Origin of the sequence: Ancylomarina sp. 16SWW S1-10-2, assembly GCF_009669305.1 — a bacterium.
Lineage (GTDB): Bacteria > Bacteroidota > Bacteroidia > Bacteroidales > Marinifilaceae > Ancylomarina.
This window is the reverse complement of record NZ_SADB01000003.1, coordinates 246,437-264,062: the sequence shown is the minus strand read 5'-3', so window position 1 is coordinate 264,062 and position 17,626 is coordinate 246,437. Positions and strand designations below refer to the sequence as shown.

At 32.9% G+C, this 17,626-nt stretch carries 11 protein-coding genes; 3 read left to right on the top strand and 8 right to left on the bottom strand.

Annotated features, from left to right (window positions below; all coding sequences use genetic code 11):
* Positions 1-27 precede the first annotated feature (27 nt).
* The 7 genes from EMN46_RS03950 to EMN46_RS03920 form a co-directional block, all read right to left on the bottom strand.
* Positions 28-3,069, bottom strand: coding sequence for a TonB-dependent receptor (locus EMN46_RS03950; RefSeq protein ID WP_154199367.1), 3,042 nt, complete (start codon positions 3,067-3,069; stop codon positions 28-30).
* A 306-nt stretch (positions 3,070-3,375) separates the two neighbouring features.
* Entirely contained in the window at positions 3,376-6,306 is a 2,931-nt protein-coding gene (locus EMN46_RS03945; RefSeq protein WP_154199366.1) for a triple tyrosine motif-containing protein, read from the bottom strand.
* Positions 6,307-6,485: 179 nt separating this feature from the next.
* Positions 6,486-6,902, bottom strand: a complete 417-nt coding sequence (locus EMN46_RS03940) for a hypothetical protein (protein WP_154199365.1) — start codon at positions 6,900-6,902, stop codon at positions 6,486-6,488.
* A 231-nt stretch (positions 6,903-7,133) separates the two neighbouring features.
* Entirely contained in the window at positions 7,134-7,775 is a 642-nt protein-coding gene (locus EMN46_RS03935; protein WP_154199364.1) for a YiiX/YebB-like N1pC/P60 family cysteine hydrolase, read from the bottom strand.
* Positions 7,738-8,076: a DUF4878 domain-containing protein gene (locus EMN46_RS03930; RefSeq protein WP_154199363.1), complete on the bottom strand. Its 339-nt coding sequence runs from the start codon at positions 8,074-8,076 to the stop codon at positions 7,738-7,740. Before EMN46_RS03930 ends, EMN46_RS03935 begins: the two co-directional genes overlap by 38 nt.
* A 304-nt stretch (positions 8,077-8,380) precedes the next feature.
* Complete coding sequence (locus tag EMN46_RS03925) at positions 8,381-8,815, bottom strand: LexA family transcriptional regulator (protein ID WP_154199362.1); 435 nt, start codon at positions 8,813-8,815, stop codon at positions 8,381-8,383.
* Entirely contained in the window at positions 8,808-10,064 is a 1,257-nt protein-coding gene (locus EMN46_RS03920) for a Y-family DNA polymerase (RefSeq protein WP_229130266.1), read from the bottom strand. The genes EMN46_RS03925 and EMN46_RS03920 overlap by 8 nt, the downstream gene beginning before the upstream one ends.
* Before the next feature lie 1,114 nt (positions 10,065-11,178).
* On the opposite strand from EMN46_RS03920, the gene EMN46_RS03915 reads away from it, so the two are divergent.
* From EMN46_RS03915 to EMN46_RS03905, 3 genes are all read left to right on the top strand, one after another.
* Complete coding sequence (locus tag EMN46_RS03915; RefSeq protein WP_154199360.1) at positions 11,179-11,328, top strand: hypothetical protein; 150 nt, start codon at positions 11,179-11,181, stop codon at positions 11,326-11,328.
* A 136-nt stretch (positions 11,329-11,464) separates the two neighbouring features.
* Positions 11,465-11,617, top strand: coding sequence for an Hsp20 family protein (locus tag EMN46_RS20365; RefSeq protein ID WP_368667492.1), 153 nt, complete (start codon positions 11,465-11,467; stop codon positions 11,615-11,617).
* 77 nt (positions 11,618-11,694) lie between these two features.
* Entirely contained in the window at positions 11,695-13,200 is a 1,506-nt protein-coding gene (locus EMN46_RS03905) for a Do family serine endopeptidase (RefSeq protein ID WP_154199359.1), read from the top strand.
* Positions 13,201-14,052: 852 nt separating this feature from the next.
* Here the strand turns inward: EMN46_RS03905 and EMN46_RS03900 are convergent.
* Positions 14,053-17,595 carry an AAA domain-containing protein gene (locus EMN46_RS03900; protein ID WP_154199358.1) on the bottom strand — a complete coding sequence of 1,181 codons (3,543 nt, stop codon included), beginning with the start codon at positions 17,593-17,595 and terminating at the stop codon, positions 14,053-14,055.
* Positions 17,596-17,626 lie beyond the last annotated feature (31 nt).

Here is a 17,626-nt window from a genome sequence, read left to right as displayed (position 1 = left end):
TGTTTTTATTTTATGTGTTTAAATATCTTAGAAAGTAATATTAGCACCTATAGTATAAACTCGAGCTTGTGGATAAATTCCCTGATCGATACCTGTATAGAATACATTATCAGAATTACCAATTTCAGGTTCTAGTCCAGAATACTCAGTAAATGTCAACAAGTTATCACCTGAAACATAAATTCTAAATTTCTCAATATGAAGTTTATCCAATACTGATCGTGGTAAAGTATAACCAATCTGCAGATTTTTAAGTCTCAAATAATCAGCATCTTCAACCATATAATCGGAAAAATTACCATTATTATTGTTACCATCAGTCCAAGATACCCTAGGTGTTGAATTCGAAGATCCTTCACCAGTCCATCGTTTTAAAATAGAAGTTTGATAGTTTGCATTAGGCAGATCGTAACGACGAGTTGCATCAACAATTTGATTTCCTACAACACCGTACCAGAACATACTTAAATCAAAGTTTTTATAAGCGAAATTTAAGTTTAACCCAACTGTAAAATCAGGATGAGGATCACCTAAATTAATTCTATCGGCATCATCCATCACACCATCATTATTCTGATCTACATAAATTAAATCACCAGGAGCTGCGTTGGGTTGATGAGCACCATTAGCACTAATTTCTGCTTGATTTTGATAGATTCCAGCAGTTTCCCATCCCCAGAAATAACCAATAGGTTCTCCTTCTTTAGCAATAGTTAGATTTTTCATTCCTGAAGGACCAACATTTACATCTCCGTAAATAATTCCTTCATCATTATTAATCTTAGTCATCTCATTTTTATTTGTTGAGAAATTAAGAGTTCCACCGTATGAAAAATCGTTGTAATTTCCATTGTAGCCTAATAATGCTTCGAAACCTTTATTTTGTACAGTTCCACCATTAACAGTAGGCGCACTATTTCCAACATAACCAGGAATTGGAGCATCAATAAGTAGATCTTTTGTTTTCTTGTCGTAATAATCTAAGTTCATGTAGAAATTAGAACCTAATCTTAGATCAAGACCTATATCGGTTTGTTCTGAAGTTTCCCATTTTAGATCAGGATTTGCAATTTTTGATGGCGATGAACCATTCACAACTGTACCTGCGTTAAAACTATAATTGTGGTTATTGGCAATTGAAGAAAGGTATCTGAAATCTCCAATATTCTCGTTACCATTTTGTCCCCAACTAACTCTTAACTTAAGATAAGAAACAGGACCTAATTTTTCTTTTAAGAAATCTTCTTCAGACATTATCCAACCAGTAGAAACTGAAGGAAAAATAGCATAACGATCATTTGGTCCGAAACGAGAAGAACCATCACGACGAACAGTTACAGAAGCCATATATCTATCCTTAAAACTATAGTTTGCACGACCAAACAAGGATAATAAAGAATTAGAACTATAAGTCCCTCCTGCAGATTTACTTTCAATGTTACCAACATTGTCTATATAAGCATAATCAAGTCCATCAATAATTAATTCACTTCCACTTCCACTTAAGTTCTCATAATTGCTTGTCATTGCTGTTGTTCCAGCTATAACATCCAACTCATGTTCACCAAAAGTATTGTGATAATTAATTGTAGTTTCCCAGTTAGTACTGTACCAGTTATTCATGGTTTTACTAACCTTTGTTTTACTATTTTGAGTAATTGTACTTAATGCATATACAGGCGTATAAACATCGTGCCATTGATAAGCATAGTCAATACCCAAAGACGTTTTCACTTTTACATGATCCATCACCTTATACTCTGCATACAAATTACCAACAATTTTATCAGTCTTGTATTCGTCATTCAAGTAATACATTCCAGCAACTGGATTTACAATTTCTTGCATGTTTCTAATTGGCCACGAAAACTCACCATTTGCGTCCTTCACTGTTGTAATAGGATCAATATTAATGGCACGAGCTAAAGGCGAATTGTATACGCTATTAGGATCAATACCTTGTGAGGTATAGTGAGAATACACCATTGATGTACCAACTTTTAATTTTTTATTGTAAGAAGTATAATCACCTTTTACTCTAAAGTTAATACGCTCATATTCTGATTTATCTTCAGAAACAATACCATCTTGACTAAAATAAGACAGAGCTGTAGAATATAAAAATTTCTCACTACCACCATTCAATGAAAGTGTATGACTCTGAATTGGTGCATTTTTGCGGAAGATTTCATTTTGCCAATCAGTTCCTGATCCAATACCAGCAATTTCAGAATCCTGAATCCAATCAGCAGAAGTCATATCTTTTCCTGAATTCAATAGAGATTCATTAATAATCATGGCATAATCCTGTGCATTTAATAGATCCATTTGTCTCCATGCATTTTGAATACCATAATAACCATCGTAAGAAACTTTTGCAGCACCTTGAGTTCCTTGTTTTGTAGTGATAATAACAACACCATTGGCTCCCCTTGCTCCATAAATAGCTGAAGCCGAAGCATCTTTCAACACCTCCATACTACCAATATCAGTAGAAGATAAGTAAGAAATATCACTAACAGGATTTCCATCGATAATATAAAGAGGCTGTGAATTTCCTGTAGTACCAATACCTCTAATATTAACCGATAAACCAGCGCCTGGTTGACCTGAATTCGATGTTACTTGTACACCAGAAACTTGCCCTTGTAATGCTTGTTCAGCACGCTGAATAGGCATTCTTTGAATATCTTCTGCTTTTATTGAAGATATAGATCCCGTAACAGAACTCTTTTTCTGTACACCATAACCAATAACAACAACTTCATCTAACCCCATATTATCAACAGTTAGTATGACGTTTATGGTAGTTTGATTGCCGACTTTAACCTCTTCTGCAGCAAAACCAACCATAGAAAATACTATAATAGCATCCTCATCAGCTTCTATTGTAAAATTTCCATCAATATCAGTCGATGTACCAATAGTTGTTCCTTTAAGGACAACAGATGCGAATGGCATTGGTAATCCATCCTCAGCCGAGGTTACCACCCCATTGACCGAATGTCCTTGCGCAAACGTATTCCAACATAAAATTGTCAGAAACAAAAACAAGACCGTTTTTTTCATAAATTAGTTAGTTAAGATTAAAATTTAGTTCGGTGCTCTGTTACCCAGCTTACACCTACAACGATTGCAATGTAAGAGCAACTTCTATTTCAATCAAAAAAACCAATACATCATAAACTATACAGCAAAAAAGAGCAATACATCATTACTACATCAACAGCAATACATCGCGCCCCAATAACTTATATACTAAAACATTAACCATTATTAACAAACAAATACTTTTTTTAATTTACTACATCAAAATTAAAAAGGGCTACTAATTCTCATCAGTAGCCCTTTCCAATCTTAAATTGTTTTTCCTTGCTAAATATTCAATATAAAATCAATTAAATTTTCTTCTCTAGTTATATCAAATTTTTTCCGCAAACGATATCTACTTATTTCTACTCCTCGAACAGAAATATTCATCAAAGGTGCAATCTCTTTTGTGGATAAATTCATTCGCAAATAAGCACATATTCGCAAATCTTTTGGTGTTAACTGAGGATAAGACAAACGTAGTCTTTTCAAAAAATCTTCGTGCACTTGATCAAAATGGACCTCAAATTGCTCCCAATCCTGATCACTATTAAATTCGGCATCTACAGTTTTCATTAATTGCCTTACCTGAACTAGTGCTATTGGGTCTTTAATTTTTTTCAAGGCTTTTTTTAATTCTCCTACAGAATAAGAGAGGACTTCATTTTTGTGGATAATATTCATAGTTGAACCAGCCAATTCCCGATTTTTAAATTCCACTTCGCTACGTAATTTATCATTTCGAAGTTGTACAATTTCTTTTTCCGAAATAAGTGCTTCTTCCCTAAATTTTTGTTCTTTAAGTTTTAATTCTTCTTTCTGCTTCTTTTTTAGCTGATTTTGCATCAATCTCACTCTATACCTTACTATTAAATTAATAACATAAATACAAAACACACCAAATAAGAAATAAACAAGGTAAGCCATATGGGAACGATACCAAGGGGGTAGAATAGTAAAATTAAATGTATCCTTAAAAGAATTAACACCATATTGATTCTGTGCACTAACTTCAAAAACATACATCCCTTCAGGAAGGTTTGTATATGATTTTTGTAATGTATTAGTCCAATCGCTAGGATTTTCATCAAACCCAATTAACTGACATTGATAATGAATTAATTCAGGATTGCTAAATTGAGGAGCAGCATATCGAAAACTTACAGCATTGTTTTTAAATGGCAACTCAATTTTATTTTCACTCTCCGAATCAAATTGAATCTCTTTTGAATTAGAATAAGTTCCGTAATAGATCGTAGAATCCTGTGAACCTCCTAAATGAACCTCCCTAATAAAAACATGAAACGGTTCGTTATACTTTTTCGAAGTTTTAGGATTATAATGAACAAAACCATCCTCATTCCCAAACAAAACATTTTCCTTATCAATAACAGTTACATTTTCAGAAACGCCTATAAAAGAAGATTTCAATTGAGCGAATGGCTTCTTAATCATTACGTAAGAATTATCGACTTGAGATTTTAACAAGCCAATATTTTCACCCTGAAAAAACCAAACATCACCATTATCTTGCTCTAATAATTTACTCACCGGCTCTTCGCTACCAAATAAGTTATTTAAATACTGATGGGGTTCAAATCGATCAGATTCTGATTCATATTTATAAAAACCAAAGGAACTAGAAAAAACAGTCTCTCCTCTTATCTTATGAACATCGACACCAAAATTTGACTGAAAACCAGCTTCTTTTCCATAAAATTGAGACTTTATACATTCATCAAATTTATCATTTAAAAACAATCGATATACGCCTTGGTAATCGTGACACATCCAGATACTACCATCGTCGTTCCAAATCATTTCTCGAGACGATTCCTTAAACCCTCCAATTTTCTTAACAAATTTCCATCTATTATTAGTCTGTTTCGTTTTCTCAAAAAGGACTAAACCTGTATAAGTACCACCAATCATAACATTAGGGTACTCTTTTTTATAAAGATAGTTCCAACCTCCCGGCACATCAGAAATTAACGTTCCAACCTTTTTATCAATAATAAAAGTTCCTTTCTTATGTCCGCAAATCAATTCATCATCTACAACCTGTAAACGCCAAACCTGACCAGATGTATTTTTCACCAATTCAAATTTTCGATCTCGATTTGCTGTTGTTTGTGAAAAGTCATACTCACGAGTAAACAAGCCCATATTTGTACCCAGATATAAAAACCCCTTATAATATATAGAAGCATATCCTGCACCTAAATCCTTGTCTTGTGGAAAAACAGAAAGAGGAGAACTAATTCCCAAATAATCTATTCCATTGTCCAAACCAATCCATAAATTATCTTTATGATCTAAAAATAGACTTAGTACTGTATTATTCTGTAAGCCATTTTTCGTATTAATATTTTGGATAATCTGCCCCTGCTTATTAATTATATAAACACCATTACGTACAGTTCCTATCGCAAACTTTGAATCACCTATTGCTAATCCTGTGAAAACTTCGTCCTTTTTAAATAATCGACTTAACTTTTCATTCCAAGGGGATATTTTATTACCATCATATAAATACAAACCATTTAGAGCAGTAAGAATAAGAAAACTATCGTTGGAGAAAGGAAGCATATTAACAATTTCCTTATCACGAAAAAAAGCTCCACCCTTAACGAGATCAACAGATCTCCCTTCCAATAAACAAAGTCCCTTTTTCTGTTCTTTTACAAAAAACTGATCACCAAGCAAAAAACTAAAATGAAATTCATTTTCATCTTTTATCTGTGAAATTTCACCATCGCGATAATAGAATATCTTTTGAAAAGAATGAAAAATCATTCCTTTTTTATAGGGAAATATTTGCCAAATCTCCTCAAATTCTCTATCCGTTTTAGGTAAAAGATCAACCAAAGAATGATAAATCAATTTTCCTTGATCATTAGCCTTTAGATATCCAAATTCATTATATGCACCAACAAACACCTGTCCTGTGGTATCAACAGCCAAAGAACGGCCCCCAGAATGATTAGGCATCGGAATCACTCGCCAAGCAGTCCCATCAAACTCCAATACACCTTCATTATTAGCAAAATAAATAAAATCATTAGGCGTTTGAACGATGTCCCAATTTTGGGTTCCTCCATTGTAAAGACTTTTGGAAAAATTCTTAATAAATGGGATGCCATTATTTTTCACACTAGAAAAAGCATGAAGATTAAAAAGGAGAATTAAAAGAAAAACAATTGATAATCTTTTCAAAATAGGATCTGTTTTTAATACGTGGAAATTTAATAGGAATATGAGACTAATCCAAATCTAAAGTGGACAGGTTTCCCATTCTTCGCTTACGTCGTGTAAATTTATAAAAAAATGTTCTAGTTCATTTAGGCTAACAATAAGCTTATGATGAAAATTTTTCTAAAAAAAAATAACTCCAATCAGCTTATCGTATTCCTATACTCTTCTAGCATCTTTTTTCCCTCGGCAAAATGCGTATCTAAAAAGGTATGTAAGTCTGATAAGTAATTGTTTCGACGGCGAACAAGTTTAATCAACCACAAACTGAATATCGACACAGCCAACAAAATACCCAATGTAATACTTAAGAAACTCAACTTACCATCTTCATAAAGAGGCACATCAGTCAGTCCAAAAACATCGGCTATAGATTGACCAATATTCATAAATAAGGATACTAAAAGAAGGATGCCCGATACAATAGCCACAAAACCGAAGAACAACCTTAGGAAGAATAACATAAGCCTCATGCGAACAACCGAGGAATTACCCTTGGATAAATCAGAATACCTGTCTTTTGACTCTTTTAGCCAATTTTCTATTTCGCTATAATTCATAATCGTGCTGCTTAATTATTTTTTTAATGTTAATACAAGATAAGTGAAAGCTTCTCATTACGCAAGCTTATTAACATGTTGACAAATCTGAGAGAGCAGATAAATATTAAATATTATAAAATAATCAATAATCTAAGACATAAAAAAAGCCCTAATAAATAGGGCTTTAGTATGATTGTATAGATGTACACAGATGTTGTTTTTATATTAAATATGCAAGAAGTAAAATAACTATAAATCTTCTTTTAGCAAGCTCGTTTTAAAGGTAATTTCATCTATATTCTCATTTAGATAGATGTCATCTAGAGAATATAACATCTTGTGATTTAACTCTAAACTTGGTCTAATTAGATTGCTATATGTCGCTTTGTTTATACAAAAAGCAAGCAATTCAGAACAATATAATTCATCATCATTAAAACTATTAAAGTATAAATCGAATGGTGTATGAAAGTTGTAATACTGTCTTGAATTAGCAACTATCTTTTCGATAATTGTATCATTCAATTTAATATTGAAAAAGCTATAAGTTTTAATTTCAAACAAAAAATCGTTCAACATTTCTCTTTTTACAAAACCTACACCTGTCAATTCACTTGCCTCTGAATGATATACAAAAACAGTATCGTTTTCAACAGATAAAATGCCTATGTGAGAGTATTTTTTTTCATTTGAGGCATATTCCTTAAAATATTTTGAAAAGTATCCATTTCCTAACCGACAAACAATATTTCCTGTTTTAAGTTCACCAATATGAGGAATATCAGATCTTATTTTTGTTTTAGGTGGCTGTATACAAGCACCTAAAACAAATATTAATACAATAATGATTATACTATTTTTTCGAATCCATATGAACCAACCAGTCGCCATCTATTTTAACCATTTTGATTGTTTCTTCACGTCCCTTTTGATTAATAAAAGTTACCCAAGCTATATTATTATCTATGGAATCTTTTATCATTTTAAACTCAAAATTTGGATCGATTTTTACTCCGCCAAAACTACTTGCAAAATCGAGCATAGTACCTGTTGATTCTGTAGCATATTGTTTTGCTTCTTCTATTTTTCCTTTCGCTATATTTTCAGTGAAATTTTTAGCTGCCTTTTCAGGTCCTGAAGAACAAGAAAATAATAAAGCTGACATAGCTAATGTGATAATGATTCTTTTCATAACTACTTATAAAATATAAACAATGATTAATAATTACTTAACAACAAACTCAGATTTACTACTGTGTTTTTTTGAATAACAAAAGTAGTCATTTTATGTATTATACAGCCTTGCAAACCTATCCAGATTATGGTACTACCATAAAGCCCATGCAAACAAAGGAGAGATTCCCCTTAAATAAATTAGAACACCTGTTTTTATGACTCTTTTAACCCGTTTTCTATGTCGCTGTAATTCATACTCTTCTTTTTTATAAATTTTATAGATCTAATACAATAAATATATCCTTTATAATAATAAATACCTACACAGCTTTAATAACGTAGGTAACCATGCCCCAAATAATAAAATCATTTTCACTAGTGACTTTAATGGGTGAGAACTTTTTATTTTCGGGCATGAGTAGAATGTGATCTTCTTTTATGAGCAAACGCTTAACCGTGAACTCGCCATCGATAAAACAGACTGCCACCTTATTATTTTGAGGTTCTAAGCTTCGGTCAATCACCAAAAGATCACCATCGTGAATATTAGCATCCTGCATACTGTCTCCTTCTACCCTTGCATAAAAGGTTGCTTCTTTGTTACGGATAAGTTCACTATCGAGACTCAGATTCATCTCAATAAAATCATCTGCTGGACTTGGAAAACCTGCACGCACAGACGATCCTACTAGTGGAATTGATATTTGATCGTCGGTAAAAACTTTATATATTGTAAGCTTAGCTTTCTTAGTCATTGCACTTGATCTTAATAATATCACTTAATTTAGTTGTGTAAGCTGGAGACAATCTCTCTTGTTTCATCTTCCATGTTCGACCAAGGTCTTGACAAGCCAGCTTAAGCTTACCATTCTTGTATTTTCTATTGAGCTTATCCATGGTTTTAAATAAGGCTGTATGCTTTGGATTTTCAGAAGTAAAAAAGGATAATTGCTTTTCCGTTTCGTTCACAAAATCGAGTACAATAACGCCTGCTTTTTTGTAGTCATATCCTTTAATATATATCTGTCTTAAAGCCATTTGAGCATATTTTACCAAATCTATTGTAGAATTTGTTGAATAGGGCATTTTAATGGTTATAGATTTATGATACTGAGCTTTATCCTTTTGAAAAGGACTGGTATGAATAAATACCATAATTGCTGAGCATGATGACTTCTGTTTTCGTAATTTTTCAGCACAGGAAGCTGCAAAGGTGGATACTCTTTCTCGCACATACTCAAAATCGCTACTTGTTTCTTCAAAGGTCCTCGTGGTAGATATCGATTTCTTAGGTTTCACTTCTTCCATCAGAATTGATGGGATACCCATAAGATCGTGTTTGAGACGTAAACCGACTATTGTCATCTCTTTACGCACCCAATAATCTGGCTTTTGGGTGAACTCATAAGCAGTTTTCACATCGTAGGATCGAAGTTTCTTTGAGTTTTGTCTCCCAATACCCCAAACATCCTCAATTTGACACCACCTTAAGGCTTTATCACGCTTTATGTCCGAATCGATAAGATAAACACCTTGAGTCCTCTCTTTAAATTTTTTAGCAACTCTATTGGCCAACTTTGCTAGTGCTTTAGTCGGTGCAATACCTACACAAACGGCTATACCTGTCCATTTAAATATTTTATTCTTAATCTCAATAGCATATGCTTCTAGATCTAAGTAATCGTAACCTTGTAAGTCGAGAAAGGATTCGTCTATACTGTATATTTCAACATCAGCCGCATAAGAAGAAAGAATACTCATTACCCGACTACTCATATCGCCATACAATGCATAATTGGATGAGAAAACATGTACCTTTTTTTTTTCGAATACCTCTTTAAACTTAAATGCAGGAGCTCCCATTGGAATGTCTAAATCTTTGGCTTCTTGACTACGTGCCACCACACAACCGTCGTTGTTCGATAAAACAACAATGGGTTTTCCGTTTAAAGCAGGATTAAAAACACGCTCGCAAGAGGCGTAAAAGTTATTACAATCGACCAAGGCATACATGCTACAAAGATAGGGTATAATGCATGAAGATTACATTCTGGTTTGTAATAAACAGGTTTTAAAATCACAAGCATTTATTCTTAAGGCAAATAGACTCTGCAACTAAAAATAATAGTACCATGACTGAAATCAACAAAAATACGAGTAAGAGATCATAGACTTATAGTCCTGAATAAATTAAAACAATTATAGCGTTATTAATGAGAAAATTTAAAAACAAGCTTCGATAAAAAAAAATCAATAATTAATATGTTCGAACAAAAATATGCTACTCAAAATTTTGCAATAATAGTGCTAATAAACTACTATATAAATGATTCTCTACTTGAAAATCCTTTTCAATTTTAAATTAGAAGATTTCTGATAGCTCCTTTTTGTCTTTTCATTAAAAAAAGAAGCCTGTATTAATTGTTCTACCCTTTCGCAATTACCTCTAAATCATTCAACTATTTTCCTGACCTGTTTTTCACTTAATTCAGCTTTTTCTGCAAGTGTAAAAAATTGTTTTCACAAAACAACCTTCAATTAGGCACTTTAATGCACTTTTAAATGACAAAATAAGAATTAGATCCATGGCCTTAACTTCTTATCCTTATTTCTGCTTTTTTACTGATTAAGACTATTCTTTTTCATATGCTAAACAAATACATCAAGTAAAGCTCTCAATTTTCAATTAAGATTCCCCAATTGTCTAAAAATCATAGTTAACATGCTGTAGTTCTGTTTGTGAGTAAACATCAATAATGTATCTAAACAAAATATCTTTATGATAATTGAGATAATCAAGATACATTTTTCTAAACCACGATATTTATATAATCAAGAGGAAACTTTACTGTTAAGCTATAATTCATCTGACATTTTGACTTTTGATACTACGAAAAATAAATATCAAAATGACATTTTTTCATTTTAGCATCTGTTTGGAACAAGATAATGAAAATCAACATCTACCTAACTATAAGCAAGTTATATGTAAGACGTTTTAAAACACAACTATTTTGGCATTCAGTTTGATCAAATAAAAATGGATCAAGATTTCAATATTTTAATTCAACCTATTATTAATTTAATAATTAGAAAATTTAATTAAGAAGGATTTATCATGACACTAGTAAAGAGAAAATCAGACAACTTAGTTCCATTATTATTTAACAATTTCTACTCTAAAGATTTGATGGACTGGAACAATTCGAATTTTTCTGATACAAACACAATATTACTTACTGTGAATATTCGTGAAAATGATCAGTAATTTACTATTAAGGTGGCTACTCTAGTCATGAAAAAAAAATCAATATTAATCTGAACAATAAACAATTAAACATTACCACAGAAAGCACGAATAAAACAAAAAGAAATGAAGCAAATTATTCTCGCAAGGGGTTTTCATATCAATCGTTAACAGATTTTTTAGGCTTCCTGTAAATTTAATTGATGGTGATAAAATTTTAGCCAAATATAAAGAAGGAATTATGAGTATTCACTTACCTAAAAAAGGAGAGACAAAACCTAAGCCATCAAGAATCATCTCTATAAAATAAACTTAAAAGGCAGATTGCAAGCCTGCCTATATTTATTACAGAACTATTTTTATATAAATCGTTAAACGTAACATAAAATGAAAAAATTCAGTTTACTACTTTTATCCGCAATTATGGGTGGCGTCGTAACTTTAGGAGGCTTTAAATTATTTTACGAAAAGAATAATCCAATCCAAATTGAACACGTCACACAAACTCCTGTTTATGGTACAAGTTACTCTGTCAATAAAGATGGCGAGCTCACTCCATTGCACTTTACCGATGTGTCGAAAAAAGTTATGGATGCCGTAGTCCATATTAAATCAACACAAATACGAGGATCTCAAAAATCAACAACGACTCCTTTTCAAGATTTTTTTCAAGATGATTTTTTAAAAGAATTCTTCGGACCACAATCGCGTATTCAACCACAAAGTCCACAAAATAGAGGACCACAAACTAGCGTCGGAACTGGTTCAGGTGTTATCATCAATCCAAACGGTTATATCGTAACCAATAACCATGTTATAGATGGAGCCGATGATATAGAAATTAGCTTACACGACAATCGTGTTTACAAAGCAAAAGTAATTGGAACAGACCCTACTACTGATCTGGCTTTATTACAGATTAAGGAAAAAAACCTCACACACATTCCCTTTGTCGATTCAGATAAAATTGAGGTAGGCGAATGGGTACTTGCTGTTGGTAATCCTTTTAATTTAAATTCAACCGTAACAGCAGGTATTGTTAGTGCAAAGAGTAGAAACATCAATATTCTGCAAAACAGAAGTGCTATAGAATCATTTATTCAAACAGATGCAGCAATTAATCCTGGTAATAGTGGTGGCGCTTTGGTCGATTTAAAAGGAGGATTAGTTGGTATTAACACTGCCATTGCCAGTCCTACAGGAGCATATTCGGGCTATGGCTTTGCAATTCCTTCGAATATAGTTAGCAAAGTGATAGGTGACCTTATGGAGTTCGGTTTTGTACAGCGAGGTTATCTTGGTATTCTGATTCGAAATATAGACGGAAACTTTGCAAAAGAGAAAGACTTAAGAGTAACCGAAGGTGTATATGTTGATAGCTTGCCACAAAATAGTGCCGCTGCTGACGGTGGATTAAAAAAAGGCGATGTCATACTAAAAGTTAATGATACAAAAACCAAATCAACAGCAAGCCTTATGGAAATTGTTGCCCGACATCGCCCTGGTGATAAACTTAAATTAGAAGTTGATCGTTTTGGAAATATCAAAAATTTTAGCATTACACTCCGAAATGAAAAAGGAGATGTTGAATTGAACACAAAAGGGAACGAACAAATTCTCACAAAATTGGGCATTGAACTTGAAGAGCTTAATAAGAGTGAACGTCGAAAATTTGAATCAAAAGGTTTACGCGTCAGCAAAATTCATTCCGGACTAATAAAACATCAAACCAATATGAAAGAAGGTTTTATTATTACTCATGTTGATGGTAAAGTAATTGACTCCATTGAAAATTTCAAAACCTATATTGATGCAAAAAAAGGAGGCATTATGCTCTCTGGCTTTTATGAGAACTACCCAGGTAAATATTACTACGCCTTTGGTCTTGATTAATCACGATGTAGATTAGTTGAGAAACCCCCATTAGACATTACTAATGGGGGTTTTATTTCTTCTAGCTGTCTCGTCCTAATATAGTGTATGCCCTTTATAAATATTCAAAGATTAAAGTGAGAAAGTGATCATATTGCCCTTAGTTGGCATATTCATCTCAACACCCTAAAGTGCACATGCATTACTTCAACAATATTACAAAACATCAACAACTACCACCTCTTCTTTATTTGATACTTTTTACTTGTTTCTTTATCCTAACTTCTTGCTCTAATCTGCTACAACAATTCTTTCAAAAAATCCGATTATAAGCAGTTCTCACTAATCATCAGTTCTTTATAAACTCGATCAGCCTTATCAATTTGTTGCTTTTCTTTCTGATAGCATTTGGCTTGCTCTTTAAATTTTGACAATCGAATGTGATAACAAAATCACTTTCCCTTTTGCTGTTCTTGTAAGATCATATCAGCACATTCCTGATTGCAAAATCGAGCCACAGTCGTTTTAGCTGTAAATTCCCCTTACCCCAATATTCGCATATTTTTTAAACTCGATTATACGATTCATGTCATCAACTGCCTTTGGATATCTATAGTTAGATGTACTGCACATAATTTTGTCACTTCCATTTTGGGACAATAAATACACAATGAATAGTAAAAACAAACCCCTTAATATAAGCTATTAAGAGGTTTTAAAGAGAGTAACTATTTTCCATAACAGTAAATAGTTTTTACAAAAACACCCCTTTTTATCAAAACTATTTTACTTTAAATAAAATAGCAGTTGCTCCCAATAAGATTTTTTCTGTTTTCTTCATAAAACATCAATATCCTCTATAATTCTAACCTCCTAATTACTCTTTATTTGAGCCAATTCTTCCTCTATTTGCGCAATTTGCATTTTAGCTTCGCCTTCTCTAATTATTTGAGAGACTTCGAATCGATAATAGGGATTTGTTTTATCTCTTACCGCCGATAACCAATTAAAAGAGCCTTCGACCAATACAGTATTATCCATCACAATTGCCTTATTATGAATTCCATTAAGAATTTTTAATTGAGCTCCTGCCTCCATAAGTTTTTCACGACCAAGCTTAGAAGCCGTCTTCAACTTTCCACCATGTACATCTAAATTCTTGTCTGTATAAACAAGCACATCAACACCATTAGTCGTCACAGTTAAAATCTTTTCCAATAATTCATCCGCTTCAATGGCTTTAATGGAGATAAAAGGAGAGACAATAACAATACGTTTCTTGGCGCTTCTAAAAGCAGCCTTTAAACATTTTACATGTCCATCTAATGTACTCACTCGATTATCTGACTTAAGGTTCTCTTGGTCAAATAGAAATGAGGATGAAAGTTCATTTTTCTCATCGGCAAATAAATACTTTGCCAAACCACCAGATGGTTTCTTGCTCAAGGCAGGATTAAACAAGCTCATATTACCCATAACTATAAAGTGCTTTTTCGCTCTGGTTAAAGCCACATTGAGCATATTAAAACCATTGTCGAAAAATAAGCCACCCTTATGATTTATACCATAAGCAGGTGAGAATAGAACCATTTCTCGTTCTGCACCTTGTAAAGCATGCACGGTACCAACAGTTATTGTATCCTTAATTTGATAGTGTTTAAGCTGCTTTAAGATCTCTCCTTTCTGAGCTGAGAATGGTGTTACAATACCTATAATATCTTTTAATGTTTTCCTTTTATTCGTTTTTTTTCCTTTATTATAATGATCAACAATAACCTCACCCCATAAGGCAATCCATTTGGCTATTCCTTCAGCTTCATTTACATTATAGGTGCTTCCATATTTTTTATCGGACTTGCCCCTAATGTTCAAATAACACAGCGGAGGCAGCTTAAGTTCAAGTAACTCGCTCTTATCATTCATTTTATTAAGCGTGATGCCATCAAATGATCCGACTTTTGGCTCTAATAAGCCATCATAGATATATTCATTACTAAAAGCAACCAATTCATCTACACAACGACGATGCTCTGTTAATAAAGCGCCTTTTAAAGAGTCATTCACCTGATAATTTGAAGCCAATTGAGCTAAGCGCATCAAACTACCTGATGAACATAAAACACCTTTATTTTGCCAATCGTAAAAACTTGATTCAGATAATAACATCGATTTCTGTAGGTTTCCTTCATCAATTTTTGGATAAGCAATTGTCCAAACGGGTTCAATCTGATGAATATCACCAACAACCAAAGCTTGCTTCGCTAAACTAAAGGATGGTACTGCAATTTCAGGAGACACCTGCCCTGCTTCATCAACAATCAATAAATCGAACAATTCATAAATGGGTTTCTGAATCCAATCATCAGATGTTTTACTCATATAAGAACAAAATCCTGGCAAGGAATGAAACGTGGAAATAAACAATGGCGTCAGGTAACTCATACGCTCAAACGTATTTACCTTTGACTTTTTCCCTTTATTAATAATCAACTCTTCTTTTCGTTGTTTTATTAACCATTTTGCCTCCCAGTAATGCAGTGCATTGATAAATGCCTCGTACCTAAAAGAAACATCTAATATTCGGTTAATCTGTTCAATTCGACTTAATGTATTGAACTCAGCGACAATAATATCTACAAGTTTTTGATTCTTATCCGATAAATAGACATTCCATTTTTCATAAAGAATTTCGGACTTCTTCTTCCATTCTGAAGACAGCGTTTCCATTTGAGAAAAAAGCTTTTCCTTCTCCTCTATCTCTTTATTTAAAACGGCTATTTTTTGATTTCCGTTCTGTATTTCAAACAAAAGAATCTCCTCTAAGTCATCTTGTGATTCAAGCGTTTGAAATTTTGTATAAGACGAAACTTGCAAGAACAGAGCAAATTTTCGATCAAATTTCTTTCTAAATGAAGGAATCAAACTCAGTGTTTTCGTTAAACTATTAGCGTCACAAAAATCCTCATAAGTCTTATTAAATTCTTTGAGTTTTATTAATTCAATCTCTAATTCTTTTTTTGTTTCAACCTTTTCAGTCAACTCATCACTATTTAAAGACAAGTCTGATAAAGGGAAATATTTTTGCTCCAGCTCTTGTATTCTAGCATATAAATCTAGAATATCATCTACAATTCGTGTTTGAGAAATGACCTGATTCTTTAAAAACTTTGTTTTGTCCTTTATATTCTCACACAAATGACTCTCAAAATAGTTGTCGAATAATTGATTAAAATAGTCCTCAAACTCATCTATATCGGCTTCGTGAAAATTGTCTAAATAATGACCACTAAATAAACCATTGGTCTTAGTCAATAATTGATAACCTTTTTTTAATGAATCAGACTGTTTTATAGGATCGCTACCAATCATATAAGCTCCAATCGAATTCATATTAGGAATCCATCTTTTTAAATCACCTCCAAAACTATCAAGTATATTCGTTATGGCCTGATTATTTGTTGATGACGCAATTATGCGAGGTGGCTTCTTACTTTTGAGCACTGATTTAACCAACTCATTAGCTATTACCGATTGCAAAAGGGTCGTTTTTCCAGTGCCTGGAGGGCCGTTCACCGCTAATACACTTCCAAGTTTTCCTTGTTCGTGTAGAAGAATCGATTTACGCTGAGAATGGCTTAAAGGAAACTCATTATTGTATTGTCCGTAATGTCCTTTATGGCAAAACAATTCAGTAGCGGCAGGAATTTCATTATACTTTTCTTTATTAAAAGAGAGAAGCTGATTCATTATTGGAGGCATATTCCTATTACCCTTTAAATCGTCATACAAACCCAGTACCTGCTGAGCCACAACAAAATCTTTAGCTTTAATGATGCAAATAGATGAACTGCTCACAAAACCATCCTTCTTACAAGTATTAAATTTACAATCACTTACTTTCTCAAAAAAATCTTCACACGATTTCCAATATAACTCCCACGAATCATAGCAGAATTTATATTCATCAAGCACTCCATCAAGCTTTGCAACAGAGCTAATTATCGGGAAATATTTATCGTCGTAGGTTACGGGTTCTAATACGCCCCTAACAAACCAAGGCTTTTTATCTTTCTCCTGAGGTGGTAATATTTCTCCCTTATTGTTAATTATGGCAGGTATCCAAAATGGATAAGATTTTTGAATATTCTTTTTCTGCACGCCATGAGAATACGCTGCCTTTAAATGACAGGGTGCGAGAATGACCTCTAAATCAAGATCTTCTTCATTGGGAGATGTTTTCTTCCTTCTCTTTTGGGACTCAAGCTTTTTATATAGAACCTTAATCGCTTCAGAATCTACCTCTTCAAAAGAATTAAAGAAATCACCTGCATCACATTCCGACGCAGCGATATCCATTCTTGCTCCATCGGCTAAACTATTGTGGTAATAATTAATCCAGTTTTTTATATCATTCATTTAGAGTCTCAATTTTTTCTAAGTAATAGGA